Origin of the sequence: Tepidibacillus sp. HK-1, from assembly GCF_001748485.2 — a bacterium.
Classification (GTDB): Bacteria; Bacillota; Bacilli; order Tepidibacillales; family Tepidibacillaceae; genus Tepidibacillus_B; species Tepidibacillus_B infernus.
In genome coordinates this window covers 158,603-171,871 of the sequence record NZ_BDGM02000003.1, presented here as the reverse complement: position 1 = coordinate 171,871, position 13,269 = coordinate 158,603, and the positions used below count along the sequence as shown (strand labels likewise).

13 protein-coding genes, 1 pseudogene and 2 riboswitches are annotated in these 13,269 nt (G+C 36.1%); of the genes and pseudogenes, 11 read left to right on the top strand and 3 right to left on the bottom strand.

Annotation, left to right across the window (positions count from 1 at the left end):
- Positions 1-43: 43 nt before the first annotated feature.
- Both BEN26_RS02605 and BEN26_RS02600 read right to left on the bottom strand, forming a co-directional pair.
- Positions 44-253 (bottom strand): annotated as a pseudogene (locus BEN26_RS02605) (RNA-guided endonuclease TnpB family protein); the annotation flags it as partial.
- Between the two features lie 317 nt (positions 254-570).
- On the bottom strand, positions 571-1,722 hold the full coding sequence (locus BEN26_RS02600) for an iron-containing alcohol dehydrogenase (RefSeq protein ID WP_069799415.1): 1,152 nt from the start codon (positions 1,720-1,722) through the stop codon (positions 571-573).
- 535 nt (positions 1,723-2,257) lie between these two features.
- Here BEN26_RS02600 and BEN26_RS02595 point away from each other — a divergent pair.
- On the top strand, positions 2,258-2,926 hold the full coding sequence (locus tag BEN26_RS02595; RefSeq protein WP_069799413.1) for a queuosine precursor transporter: 669 nt from the start codon (positions 2,258-2,260) through the stop codon (positions 2,924-2,926).
- A gap of 43 nt (positions 2,927-2,969) precedes the next feature.
- A complete protein-coding gene (queF, locus tag BEN26_RS02590; RefSeq protein WP_069799410.1) occupies positions 2,970-3,392 on the top strand; it encodes a preQ(1) synthase in 423 nt (140 codons plus the stop codon).
- 47 nt (positions 3,393-3,439) lie between these two features.
- Here the strand turns inward: queF and BEN26_RS02585 are convergent, their stop codons facing one another.
- A complete protein-coding gene (locus tag BEN26_RS02585; protein WP_069799408.1) occupies positions 3,440-4,123 on the bottom strand; it encodes a YrrS family protein in 684 nt (227 codons plus the stop codon).
- A gap of 136 nt (positions 4,124-4,259) precedes the next feature.
- Between BEN26_RS02585 and BEN26_RS02580 the strand changes: the two genes are divergently transcribed.
- The 9 genes from BEN26_RS02580 (at position 4,260) to nrfD (ending at position 13,248) form a co-directional block, all read left to right on the top strand.
- Positions 4,260-5,246 carry an acyl-CoA dehydratase activase-related protein gene (locus tag BEN26_RS02580; RefSeq protein ID WP_069799406.1) on the top strand — a complete coding sequence of 329 codons (987 nt, stop codon included), beginning with the start codon at positions 4,260-4,262 and terminating at the stop codon, positions 5,244-5,246.
- Positions 5,247-5,256: 10 nt separating this feature from the next.
- On the top strand, positions 5,257-6,351 hold the full coding sequence (locus tag BEN26_RS02575; protein WP_069799404.1) for a 2-hydroxyacyl-CoA dehydratase: 1,095 nt from the start codon (positions 5,257-5,259) through the stop codon (positions 6,349-6,351).
- 12 nt (positions 6,352-6,363) lie between these two features.
- Positions 6,364-7,344, top strand: a complete 981-nt coding sequence (locus tag BEN26_RS02570) for an acyl-CoA dehydratase activase (protein ID WP_069799401.1) — start codon at positions 6,364-6,366, stop codon at positions 7,342-7,344.
- A 64-nt stretch (positions 7,345-7,408) separates the two neighbouring features.
- Positions 7,409-7,473, top strand: a riboswitch (Fluoride riboswitch).
- Positions 7,474-7,563: 90 nt separating this feature from the next.
- Positions 7,564-7,968, top strand: a complete 405-nt coding sequence (crcB, locus tag BEN26_RS02565) for a fluoride efflux transporter CrcB (protein WP_069799399.1) — start codon at positions 7,564-7,566, stop codon at positions 7,966-7,968.
- Positions 7,968-8,327 carry a fluoride efflux transporter CrcB gene (gene crcB / locus BEN26_RS02560; protein WP_181482168.1) on the top strand — a complete coding sequence of 120 codons (360 nt, stop codon included), beginning with the start codon at positions 7,968-7,970 and terminating at the stop codon, positions 8,325-8,327. Before crcB (BEN26_RS02565) ends, crcB (BEN26_RS02560) begins: the two co-directional genes overlap by 1 nt.
- Before the next feature lie 143 nt (positions 8,328-8,470).
- Positions 8,471-9,388 carry a substrate-binding domain-containing protein gene (locus BEN26_RS02555; RefSeq protein ID WP_161937315.1) on the top strand — a complete coding sequence of 306 codons (918 nt, stop codon included), beginning with the start codon at positions 8,471-8,473 and terminating at the stop codon, positions 9,386-9,388.
- A complete protein-coding gene (locus BEN26_RS02550; RefSeq protein ID WP_069799397.1) occupies positions 9,385-11,295 on the top strand; it encodes a sensor histidine kinase in 1,911 nt (636 codons plus the stop codon). Before BEN26_RS02555 ends, BEN26_RS02550 begins: the two co-directional genes overlap by 4 nt.
- Positions 11,267-11,929: a response regulator transcription factor gene (locus BEN26_RS02545; protein ID WP_069799395.1), complete on the top strand. Its 663-nt coding sequence runs from the start codon at positions 11,267-11,269 to the stop codon at positions 11,927-11,929. The genes BEN26_RS02550 and BEN26_RS02545 overlap by 29 nt, the downstream gene beginning before the upstream one ends.
- Before the next feature lie 164 nt (positions 11,930-12,093).
- A riboswitch (molybdenum cofactor riboswitch) is annotated at positions 12,094-12,204 on the top strand.
- Between the two features lie 123 nt (positions 12,205-12,327).
- Positions 12,328-13,248: an NrfD/PsrC family molybdoenzyme membrane anchor subunit gene (nrfD, locus tag BEN26_RS02540; protein ID WP_069799393.1), complete on the top strand. Its 921-nt coding sequence runs from the start codon at positions 12,328-12,330 to the stop codon at positions 13,246-13,248.
- Positions 13,249-13,269: the final 21 nt, after the last annotated feature.

Here is a 13,269-nt window from a genome sequence, read left to right as displayed (position 1 = left end):
TCGCTATCGACGAATAAGCCATTCATGGAAAAATCTAATCCTTTCCGTTGACCACGTTGGTTGTGTAGGACTGTCTCGCCTTGCGGCTTTTGAACTTAGGAAATTCAACACGACCAGAGAAGAAGTTATGGTATGCCTTCTGCAAATTCAGTTGAGCGTTTGCCAACGCTAGGCTATCGACTTCTTTGAGCCATGCAAACTCCTTTTTGTACTTGGCAGGAGTCGGGAATTTTTCTATATATTTCTTTATCACTTCAATGGGCGCATCACCCGTTGTGAGTAAGCAAAAGCTTCTCAACATCGTGATTCCATTTTACTAAGGAAATATTGTAATTTTCACCCAGTCTAATTTCATTGATATATCAGCCTTTCATTTATATAAGACTAATTATATCATAGCAAAAAAAGACAACTTTAGGCTACGCCTAACCGAAATTCATCTCCTACTTTCACTGGTACTGGCACACCTTCACGTTTAGAAGTGGGAGACTTCTTTCGGAGGAAAGTTAAAGTTAAACGGCTGCTGCCTAAGGAATTCTTGGCTACAGCCGCCTAATAGATCAGTCTCAATTACATTGCATTTTTAAAGATTTGCATGATTTCCTCTAAGGTTGCTTTTCTTGGATTGGTAAGGTGTGTGGCATCTTTTTGCGCATTCGTTGCCATAATCTCGAAATCTTCTTCTTTTACACCTAACTCCGCTAATCCTGATGGAATTCCAATCGATGTAGATAATCTCTTAATTGCCTCAATCGCTTTTTGAGCTGCTTCATTTACTGAAAGTCCATCAATATTTTCACCCATTGCTACTGCTATATCACGGAAACGTTCAGGAGCAGCAATAAGGTTAAATTGCTCAACATGTGGGAGTAGAATTGCATTACATACACCATGTGGTAAATTATAATAACCACCCAATTGATGAGCCATTGCATGAACATAGCCTAGACTTGCATTGTTAAATGCCATTCCTGCTAAGAATTGAGCATATGCCATTTTTTCACGAGCTTCCATATTGGAACCATTTGCAACAGCTTTTGGTAAGTACTCAGAAATAATTTCAATCGCCATTAACGCAGCAGAATCTGTTAATGGATTCGCATCTGTTGATACATATGCTTCAATGGCATGGGTTAATGCATCCATTCCTGTTGCAGCTGTTAGTGATGGTGGCATTCCTACCATTAACTCTGGATCGTTAATCGATACGGCAGGAGTAACTCTCCAATCGACAATAGCCATTTTTACTTTACGGCTTGTGTCAGTAATAATGCAGAAACGTGTCATTTCAGATGCAGTACCAGCGGTTGTGTTCACAGCCACGAATGGTACAAACGGATTACTGGATTTATCTACTCCCTCATAATCGTGGATTTTTCCACCATTTGCGGCTACAAGTCCAATGCCTTTCGCACAGTCATGTGATGATCCACCACCTAAGGAAACCAGTGCATCACAACCATTTTCTTTCCATACTTTAAGACCGTCTTCTACATTACGGTCGGTTGGATTAGGTTCTGCGCCATCAAAGATCACAACATCTAAACCAGCCTCTTGAATCAAGCCTTTTACTTGATCAGCCATTCCTATTTTCGCTAAAAAAGCATCTGTAACGATTAAAACCTTTTTCCCTCCTAATGTGTTAATCCGCCCCCCCACTTCTTTCACAGTTCCTACACCAAATAAATTGACTGTTGGAATAAAATAACCGCTTACTCCCATCTTTTAACACTCCCTTATTTGTTTTTGAATCGTTCTTAAAAAAGAACGATTCCTGATAAAAGAATTGTACACAACTTAAAACTTTACTTTAACCTCATTATAATTCAGCCTATTTTAGTGATCAAGAAAATTTTGTTAACAATTCCAATAATTCATAATATATATAAAAATGTGATAACTTTAATATAAAATACTTAAAGGTTTAAAATGTTAGAGATTACAGAAATTTCCGATTAGATAAGAAGTTACTTGCATTTTTTTAAAAATTGATGCATAATTTATATTTGTGAAAATTGAATCCTTCGTTGTTTAGTGGGTAAACCAACGTAAAAAATACCACCAGTTGAGATATCAAGCCCTGGTGAAGGGCTTTTTTCTTTTTCGTCACTTTTGTGGACTATCTTGTTTTCTCCACTTTAACAACATTAGGATTTCAACATTTATTTAGAAATTCTACAAGAGTAAGCGGAAGGTAGTGGAATACACATCGAAGCTTGTTACTTTTGTGGGCTTTACTAGAAGGGAGAAATCTAAAATGAATCGTCAAGAAAAGTATTTTATTGTGTTGTCTGGTTTATTTACCGGATTATTGGTTTTAGCTAATATTATTGCAACAAAGATCATTACCATTCAATTTGGACAAAATGCTTTCTTTGTTCCTGCAGCAGTTCTAGCCTATGCTCTAACTTTTACGATTACGGATGCCATATCTGAGGTATGGGGCAAAGAACGAACCAATTGGCTTGTTTTCACAGGATTTATAACATCTGTGATTTCCGCTTTATTGGTTAAGTTAGCTATTCAAATGCCATCAGCCCCTTTTTGGACTGGGCAAGAAGCATTTCAAGAGATCCTTGGATCTAATCTAAGAATCACCTTAGCAGGGATGATCGCTTATTTAGTTAGTCAATATCATGATGTTTGGGCCTTCCATTTTCTTAAGGAGAAAACAAAGGGAAGAAAGTTATGGTTACGAAACAATGTATCTACTTCTGTGTCCCAATTACTTGATACCACGATTTTTATTACAATTGCTTTTTATGGTGTGATCCCAAACTTATTCACAATGATATTGACACAATATGCAATAAAATTGATGATTGCAGTTCTTGATACTCCAGTCGTTTATGGATTAGTCTATCTTATCCGAAATGAAAGAGGGAAAACAGTAGAAGAAAAAGTTTCAACACAATCGATTGCATAAGAAGGAAACACAATATCATACACTAAGGAAAAGAGGGAATAACATGGCACAAGTAGAAATGAATCATGAGAAGTACAAAAATATTCGTTTTGATATTGAGGATGAAAGTGTAATTTTAGTAGATATTTTGGAGACTATTCCTTATGAATATGTAGGAAAAGATACCTTAGTTACGATTCCAACCACTGAATTTACATCTGTTTGTCCGTGGTCCGGTTTGCCTGATTTTGCAGATGTAAAAATCACTTATATACCCAAGGAAGAATTGATTGAGATGAAATCTCTTAAATACTACTTAACTTCATACAGAAATGTAGGGATCTATCAAGAACATGCAACCAATCGTATTCTTGAAGATTTGGTTCGCCTATGTGACCCAAAATGGATGAAGATTGAAGCGGTATGGAATGCCCGTGGGGGTTTGGGTACCACCGTCATTGTGGAATACCCTGAAAAACGATCATAACAAGATAACATTTTTGACAAAAAGGCTCTTGTGATCATTCACAAGAGCTATCTTTTAATATATGGATTTTGATCTAATACATTGACTTCTACTGGCTTCCAGCCTTCATTTGTTACCCACTCAAGTTTTACCTCATAAGGCGTTTCTTTGGTCATACTTGTGCTCACTACTCCTCTAGCAAGATTTGGGGCTCCACCATTTTCAAGTCTCCAAATAATCATTTGTTCCTCTGATAGATTCGTAGCATAAGTGATTGCCTTCACCATTTCCTGCCAATCGATAGATTCCTTTGTAAAGGTTGTGATATGAGGTTCTTCTTGTTTAGTACCTATAGGCTGCCATTGTCCATTTTCCGTAAATTCGTTTGAATTGGATTCGCTATTTGAAGGTTGATCCGTTTGTTCTTCTCCTGTTTTTTCTTTTTTATCTATTGTTTTATTTTCATCAATATTTTGATCAAGGTTTTGGTCGTTATTAGTTTTCGTTTCATCAGTTGAATCGTTGCTATTATCATTATTCTCTGCACCATTTTTTATTTCTGAATTAACTTGTTGTTGGTCTGATTGATTGATAGCGTCCACAATCATTGCGATGAGTATTCCACTAACAAAGAGAATGCTAGCAATTAATACTAGTTTGATCAAAACTCTAGGAAAATGCCCCTTTTCCCTTGCTTTGCTCTTAGATGAACGTGATGGAAATGGTTTTTCAGTATCAAAGTGATTAGCCATAATATCCTCCTCCATATGCCTGTATTGTATCATGTAAAAGATCTTAAACCAAGTATGACAAACTATGTCATAAATGGATTGCTAGATGATTAAAATGATTATAGGTAATCAGGTTAACGTGAGAGGGGTAAAAAGGATGAAAATAGGGATCCCGAGAGCGTTACTCTACTATTATTACGTTCCATTTTGGAAAAAGTTTTTCGAGGAATTGAAGATGGAAGTGATTATTTCTGAAGAGACAAACAAAGTGATTGTTGATAAGGGTGTGAAAGAATCTGTTCCAGAAATTTGTGTACCCATTAAATTATTTGTTGGCCATGCAATTCAACTATTAAAACAGAATGTGGATTATATATTTGTACCACGAATGGTATCCATTACTAAAGGGGAATACTTTTGCCCTAAGTTTATGGGATTACCTGACATGATGAAGCATGGCGTAGAAAAAATGGAAGACAAAATTCTAACTTGTTATATACAATCAAACAGCGACGATATCTCTGACTATAAAAACTACCTATCTCTAGCAAAATCTTTAGGTGTGAATGAAGAACAAATACAAAACGCTGCAAAAGTAGCAAGTGAGGAATGGCTTACCTTTAGAATGTACAATAAATTAGGGTATACAGTTCCTAAAGCAATAGAACTGACCAAAAACACTTACACAGTAAAACCTGCTAAAGAATACAAAAGCAAATCTTCTCTACGCATTGGCTTATTAGGCTATGTCTACAATATTTATGATCCATTTATCAATATGGATGTCATCGAAAAATTACGAGAATTACAAGTGGAGTTTATTACCTTTGATATGATGGATGAACAAACATTGGTTGAATCGATAGAACAAATGGAAAAAGTACTATTCTGGACTTTTAGCAATAAAGTATTAGGGGCTGGATACCATTTATTTAACCGGTCTGATCTAGATGGTATCATCCAGATTACCGCTTTTGGATGCGGTCCGGATTCTTTTCTTAGTAAATTATTTGAAATAAAATCAGATGAAACAGGGATTCCCTTTATGATGGTTCGAGTAGATGAACATACAGGTGAGAATCATTTGCAGACAAGAATTGAAGCGTTTATAGATATGTTGAAAAGAAAGAAACAGTTGGGGTAGGGGGAGAAAGATGAGAGTTACTTTTCCATATATGGGGACTGTCATCATTTATAAAAAAATATTAGAGCTTTTAGGTCATGATGTGATTGTTCCTCCCAAACCTTCACAAAAAACATTAGACTTAGGGGTTAAAAATAGCCCAGAATTTGCTTGTTTTCCATTTAAAACAATCATGGGAAGTTATCTCGAAGCTTGTGAACAAGGTGTAGAGACAATTGTCACAAGTGGCGGGCATGGTCCATGCCGAGCAGGGTTTTATAGTGAAATACATAAAAGAATACTAAAAAATATGGGGTTTCATGTGGATGTAATCGTCTTTGATTCAATCTTTAGAGATAAAAACAAGTTTATGGAAAATGTAAAAAAGCTTAAGGGAAAAAATTCCTGGATCAAAGTGGCTTGGGCCATTAAATTAACCTATGATATGATTCAAGCCATTGACCGATTTGATAAAAAAATCCATCAAATGAAACCATATGAAGTCATCCCAGGTACGGTCAATAAAGCTTGGGAGTTGATTCAAATGGAATTCGATCAAGTCTATACGAGAAAGCAATTAAGGAAAGCGATCAAAAAGAGTGAGGAAATCGTTAAAGAGGTTCAAATCAAAGAGGTAGGGGATGAGAGACGAGTCCGAATCGGAGTTGTAGGTGAAATTTACGTTGTAATGGAGCCCTCTATCAACATGGAAATTGAAAATGTTCTAGGCGAATTAGGGTGTGAAGTGGAAAGATCCCATTACTTATCAGAATGGGTAAGATATAATATGGTTCCAAACTTTTTAGGAAAATCTCATGAAGAGGAGATACTAAAAAAAGGGGAACCATTTATTGAAATCGAGATAGGAGGGCATGCTAAGCAAACGGTTGGACAGATCATCGATTTTAAAGAGAAGGGATTTGATGGTATCATTCATCTCATGCCCTTTGGCTGTTTACCTGAGCTAATCTCACAAAGTATTATCCCTAAAATCTCTAAGCTACAAGATATTCCTGTGCTAACCCTATCCTTAGATGAACAAACAGGCCAGGCAAACAGTAGAACAAGATTAGAGGCCTTTATTGATTTGATAAAAAGTAAGAAGTTAAACAGGGTTTCAGCATAAGGGGGGATTAACGTGGGAAATGCTTATGTTGGTATCGATGTAGGCTCAGTAAGTACAAATGTCGTTGCAATAGACGATGAGAATCAAGTACTTTTTGATTATTATGTGCGAACAAATGGCCAACCGATTCAATCTGTAAAAAAAGGATTAGAAGCCCTAAGGACAATTCTAGATCGCAAGGACATCGTTAGTGCAATAGGAACAACTGGTAGTGGAAGACAACTTGCGGGTGTAATGGTAGGAGCAGATGTAGTAAAAAATGAAATAACTGCTCATGCAGTAGCAACGGTTTACTATGTACCAGAAGTAAGAACGATTTTCGAAATCGGAGGCCAGGATTCGAAAATCATCATGGTAAAAGACCAGATGATTGTTGATTTTGCCATGAATACGGTTTGCGCCGCTGGAACAGGTTCGTTTCTTGACCATCAGGCTGAACGTCTTGGAATTCCGATTGAAGAGTTTGGTGAGCTTGCATTAACGGCCAAGAACAATGTTAGAATTGCTGGACGTTGTACGGTTTTTGCCGAATCAGATATGATAGCTAAACAGCAATTTGGCTTTTCCAAGGCAGAAATTATTAATGGACTTTGTCAAGCATTGGTTAGAAATTATATGAACAATCTCGCACGTGGTAAAGCATTAGAACCGCCTTTTGTCTTTCAAGGTGGAGTTGCTGCCAATGTAGGAATTAAAGCTGCGTTTGAAAAGGAGATTGGTCATGAGGTGATTATTCCCAAATATCATCATGTGATGGGGGCTATTGGGGCAGCGATTTTAGCAAAAGAAGAAGTGGCAAGGACGGGAAGTATCACTCATTTTAGAGGATTTTCTTCTTTACAAACTGAATTTGTACCAAGTAGTTTCATCTGCTCAGGATGTTCCAATATGTGTGAAGTGATAAAAGTAAAAATGGGTGGCCAAACGGTGGCAATGTGGGGAGACCGCTGCGGAATGTGGCAAGAAAAATTAAAAAAGGTACAAATTATATAATGAAAGTATTAAAGTAGTAGGTTGATTCGCGCAATTAACTATATTATAATTTAAAAATAAACGCTAAATAATGGGCGATGGAGTTCGCCCTAAACTGCCTAATCATAGGCTAATGACTCCTACCAGAACATGATATTTATGTTTTGGTAGGAGTTTTTTGGTAAATTATACCATGTATTGATTATAATATGACTTAAAATTGTCAAGAAGGTGAAAAGGATGATTTATTTTGTCGTTGGTTTAGCTGGAGTAATAGGTTCTTTACTTCGCTATTATTTAGGCTTGTCGATTCATTCATGGTGGATCACTTCTTTTCCATTAGCGACTTTAATGATCAATTATCTTGGTTCATTTATTTTAGGATGGTTTAATGAGAGAATCACCCAATCGTATTCTGTCCCAGAATGGCTTCGCTTAGGATTTGGAACTGGATTGATCGGTTCGTTTACTACTTTCTCCACTTTTAGTGTTGAAACGATGACTTTAATGAATCAGGGATTGTGGGAGATGGCCTTCGTCTATGTATTACTTAGTATGGTTGGAGGACTCTTGTTTGCCTATTTCGGTTTTCGTGTGGCCTATTTCCAACTTAGGAAAAGTAAAGAAGGGATGGAGACAGCGTGATATTAAATGGAATTTATGTTGCGATAGGTGGCTTCTTTGGAGCGATTACTCGTTATAGTATGGGAAGATGGATTTCAAAACGAGTGCAATCTTCTTTTCCTTTTGGCACTTTTATCATTAACCTATTAGGTTCATTTTTGTTGGGGCTTTTGTTTGGAACCCGTCTTGTGGGACCTACAGCTTTATTGTTAGGTACTGGGTTTATGGGAGCATTTACTACCTTTTCCACATTTAAAGTAGAAAGTATCAAGCTGAGCACTTCAAAAGAGTGGAGAACAATGATTCTTTATGTGGGATTAAGTTATACTTTAGGTGTTCTTCTGGCATTCGTTGGATATTTGATTGGGTTGAGCCTCTAATTTTGAGATTTAAGATTAGAGGTTTTTTGTTCTCATTTTACTCTTAAAAGATTGAATCTTTTCTAACAATTTGTTTATCTCTCCCCCATTTACGGTTTTATGCTTTATAATGATGGTAACCTGTGAATGGAAGGAAGATGTTGATGCGAAAACTTTTCTTCTCCCTTATGACTATCTTGTTATTTTTTTCTACCGCATGTTCAAGCCAAGAGTCACTTCCCTATGTTTCCTTATCTAACCAAAATCAACAAGGTTCTATTCAAGATCGAGAACCAGAAAATGCAATTCGGGTTGGAATAGCATCTGTCATTTCTCCACAAGCGACAAGGGTTGGATACGATGCATTGGTTGACTATATGGAAGAAAATTTAAACTTACCAATTACTTTGATTCAAGGGAAAACTTATGCAGAAATGAATCAATTGATCAAAGAGGGTAAAGTAGATATTGCCTTTATCTGTACTTTATCCTATGTGATGGGGGAAGAGGATGAATATATGGATGGCATTGCTGCACCTATGGTGGATGGAAAACCATTATATCGTTCTTACACGATTGTAAGAAAAGATAGTGGTATTTCATCCTTAGAAGATTTAAAGGGAAAAAGCTTTGCCTTTACTGATCCAAATTCGTACTCAGGTCGACTTGCTATGCTATATTTATTGAAAATGAAAGGGGAGACAGCAGAATCCTTTTTTTCTAAAACTTATTATACCTATAGCCATGATTATTCTGTAAAAGCAGTAACTAATGGTCTTGTTGATGGTGCTGCAGTGGATAGTTTAGTTTATGACCAAATGAAAGCCCTTGATCTAGAAGAGACTAAAAACATTCAGATTATTGAAAATGGTGAGTGGGTTGGTACTCCCCCTATTGTTGTTTCTAAAAAGGTATCGACTAATCTGAAGAAACAAACACAAGATCTTTTGCTAAACATGAATCAAGAGGAAAAAGGGAAACAAATCTTAAAGAGTTTAAATATAGAGCAATTTGTTCCGATCGATTATAAAAATTACCAACCGATATTAGAGATGGCGAAGGCTGTAGGTGAACAGCCATGAAAATGATCAGTTGGTATCAAAGGATAATTAAACTTCTTAAAGAGATACCGATTCAAGTAAAAATCTATGGTATGGTTTTTTTTGTGATTATTACAATTACTGCCTTAAGTTTAATAGAAATTCGCTTATCTATGATTGAAACGCTTTCTACTCAATTAGAGGAAAGGGTTAAATCTGTAGGTAGGGATGTGGCAGTAAGAAGTGGCGATCTTTTGTTGACACAAAATGTATATCTTTTGCATGAGCTGGCACAGGAAACGGTAAAAAACAATCCAGATATAGAATATGTCTTTATGCAAGACGAGAAGGGCAAAGTCATTGTTCATACGTTTGGGGAAAAAGGAATAAGTCAAGATTTGGTCTTAGCGAACCAAGTCAATCCTGATGATGAGCTTCATTTACAAAAATTTATGACAGAGCGTGGAGTAATTCGTGATGTAGCCATTCCAATTATTCAAGGGGTTGGAGGAACTGTTCGTGTAGGGATCACTGAGGAATCTTTAAATCAAGCGCTGAGACAAATTACGGCTAATCTGATCTTTACGATGATAATTGTTTTACTCTTTGCTGGCATTATTTCATTTCTATTAACAAGATTGATCACAACACCTATTACCCAATTATTAAGAATGACAAAAGAGGTTTCTAAAGGTAATCTATCCATTCGTGTAAAGCCACAAGCAAATGATGAAATTGGGTTGTTGACAAATGCCTTTAACCAGATGTTATCTGACTTAGAAGAAGCAGAAAAAGAAAAGAGAGTATATGTTCAGAAGATTACCTTTCGTAACCGAGAACTCTCTTTATTAAACGAGTTATCTGGACATATTACTTCAGTTAAACAAATGAAAGCCATGTTAGAGCATTTTGTGATGAGATTAGTAGAGGAGCTAGATTTTAATTCTTGTGTCTTAAAAGTTGAAATTCTAGATAATTGGGAGTTTTTTAAGTATTTTCGACCTGAATGCTCATGTATGAAAGAAATCCCTCTGAAAGTAAATCACCTTACTTGTTATACTCTGGATAAGCAAAAACATCACTATGAATTCACGATTAAAATCAATGAAAAAATCATTGGAAGATTTGATATTTGTAGCTGTCGGGAACTTGATGAACAATCGATTAATATCTTAGAGTCATTATCTAATCAATTAGCTGTTTCTCTTGAAAATATGCAACTATGGCATGAGCTTAAGCAAAAAGAAGAAATACGCCAAAAACTATTAGAAAAGTCGATTAAAGCACAGGAAGAAGAACGAAAACGGATTGCAAGAGAACTACATGATGAAACAAGTCAATCTCTTACCTCGATACTGCTTGGTTTAAGTATGTTAAATGAGCAAAAGGACGAACAGGAACGGGTAAATTTATTACAAAACTTAAAAACAATGATTCAACATACATTAAAAGAAGTTCATGAAATGGCTTGGCAATTAAGACCAAGTGTATTGGATAAATTTGGGTTAACCGTGGCTTTAGAGCGATATATTGAAGAATATCAACATAAATATGCCATCGATGTAGATTTGTATATGGACGGGATTAAAGAAAATCGGATGCAAGCGGAAATCGAAATTGCCATTTACCGGATTATTCAAGAGGCATTAACCAATGTTGCTAGGTATGCGCAATCACAAAATGTGAGTGTAATCATTGACCAGATTGGGAATCTATTATCCGTTATTGTCGAGGATGATGGAATCGGATTTAACGTTGATCAAGTGTTAAAAAGAGATCCTTCAAAATATAATCTAGGGTTACATGGAATGCAAGAAAGAGCATCTTTAATTGGGGGCACGATTACCATCGAATCAAAACAAGGGAAAGGAACGACGATTTTTCTAAAAGTTCCCCTTTCAAAAGGAGGTGCACTAAGCATTGGAGAAAATCAAAGTACTGCTAGCTGATGACCACCCTATGTTTCGGTCAGGCTTAAAATCAGTTATTATTTCTGATCCGCAATTAGAAGTGGTGGGTGAAGTAAGTCGTGGAGATGAAGCTGTAACACAAGCAATCATAAAAAGGCCAAATATTATCATTATGGATATCAATATGCCTGGAATAGATGGCATCGAGGCAACAAAGCAGATCAAAGAAAAAAATCGGGACACCAAGGTGATTTTATTAACGATGTATTCAGATGAGGCATATTTAAAAGAGGGATTAAAAGCCGGGGCTTCTGGATACGTCTTAAAAAAGGCGGTAGATATGGAACTTTTATCTGCGATTCGTACCGTTTTAAATGGCGAAAACTATATTTATCCTACCTTGATTCCAAGCCTTTTTACCAAGTCAGTTAATCATGACCAAGAGGAAAAAAATGATGAAGGTGTATTAGAGGAGATCTTAAGTACCAGAGAGAAAGAGGTTTTAAAATATATTGCTTTAGGTTATACTCACCAAGAAATAGCCGACACATTATTTATTAGTGCAAAAACAGTAGATACGTATAAGTCAAGAATCATGGAAAAAATCAACGTAAAGAAAAGATCTGATTTAGTTCGTTATGCATTAAAACAGGGAATCATATCCCATGAATAAATGCATTTAGGATGCAACATATACATGTAGGGAATTCCGTGTAGGGGTTTTCCTTACATGTATTTTTTTTTGCTCTATTTTCCCGACAATTTATAGTAAATCACCTGATACATCGTCAAAAAAAAATATGAGAAGATATGCACAAGGAAAATAAACTTACAAAGTAAATATGTTGTCCCCGAGCTGCATTGTCCCCCTGGGAGAATGTAGCCGCTGGGTGTAAAAAGCAATTTTTACGCCTTCCGCTTTTGAAAAGGGGGCCTTCCTAATCCAAGGGAGGTCTCTATTTTTATGTAAAATTTATGTGATATTTCTCACAATAACGAGCTAAGAAAGGGGGAGTTAAAAAACCTAATTAATAGATAGTCTAACAATGAATGAAAAAGGAGGTAAATATGATGCAGGGATATATCCCATGGGATTATCGAATTACGATTGATTTGTTTCTTGGTGGATTAGGCATTGGTGTATTTCTACTATCTATCATTTTAAGCTTCTACAACAAAGAACAATATGAGAAATTAATAAGACAAACCGCTTATCTGGCTCCTATTCTCGTTGGAGGTGGTCTACTCTTTTTAATCAGTGAACTTGGTAGACCAGAACGATTCATTACCACGATGTATCGTTTTAATCCTCATTCTGTTACTTCTTGGGGTGGAGTTATTCAGGGGATTTTTGTTCTTCTCTCGTTAATTCATGCGTTCATAATCTTTAAGAAAAATACAAAGAACCCATTTTTTAAACCAGTACAAATCGCTGGTGCTATTTTTGCAATAGGCGTAGGAATCTATCATGGGCTCCTTTTAACCTCATTAGATCGTCCGTTATGGAATGGAGGCGTGGTAACACTATTATTTTTGGTTTCCTCATTACTAGGTGGAACAGCAATTGTGATCATCCTTAAGTCTTTTTATTTTTCAGTTGCAGTTCCGAAAGATGTACGTTCACAAGTAACCTTATCTAATGAAGGTTTTGGAAAGAATTTTAACTTTACTTATCCGCTTTTCTTCTTATCTGGACTACAGATTATTTTAGTAATCATTTGGCAAGTTACCATGTACAGATCGGGACAAACAAATATTGAAGCATTTAAAGCGATGATGGATGACTACAGCTTTTTATGGTGGGGAATTGCCATTGTTGTAGGTTTGATTATTCCCTTTATTGGAGGCATTTATCAATTGGCAAAGAATCATAAAGAAGAAATGGCGAATGGTTTAGCATTGACCCTTTCTATATTTATTCTCGTAGGTAGTGCAGTGCTAAAACATATTCTACTTCAAGCTGGGCAAATAAGCATTCCTTTCTTCTTATAAGCAAGATCATTGAACGATCAT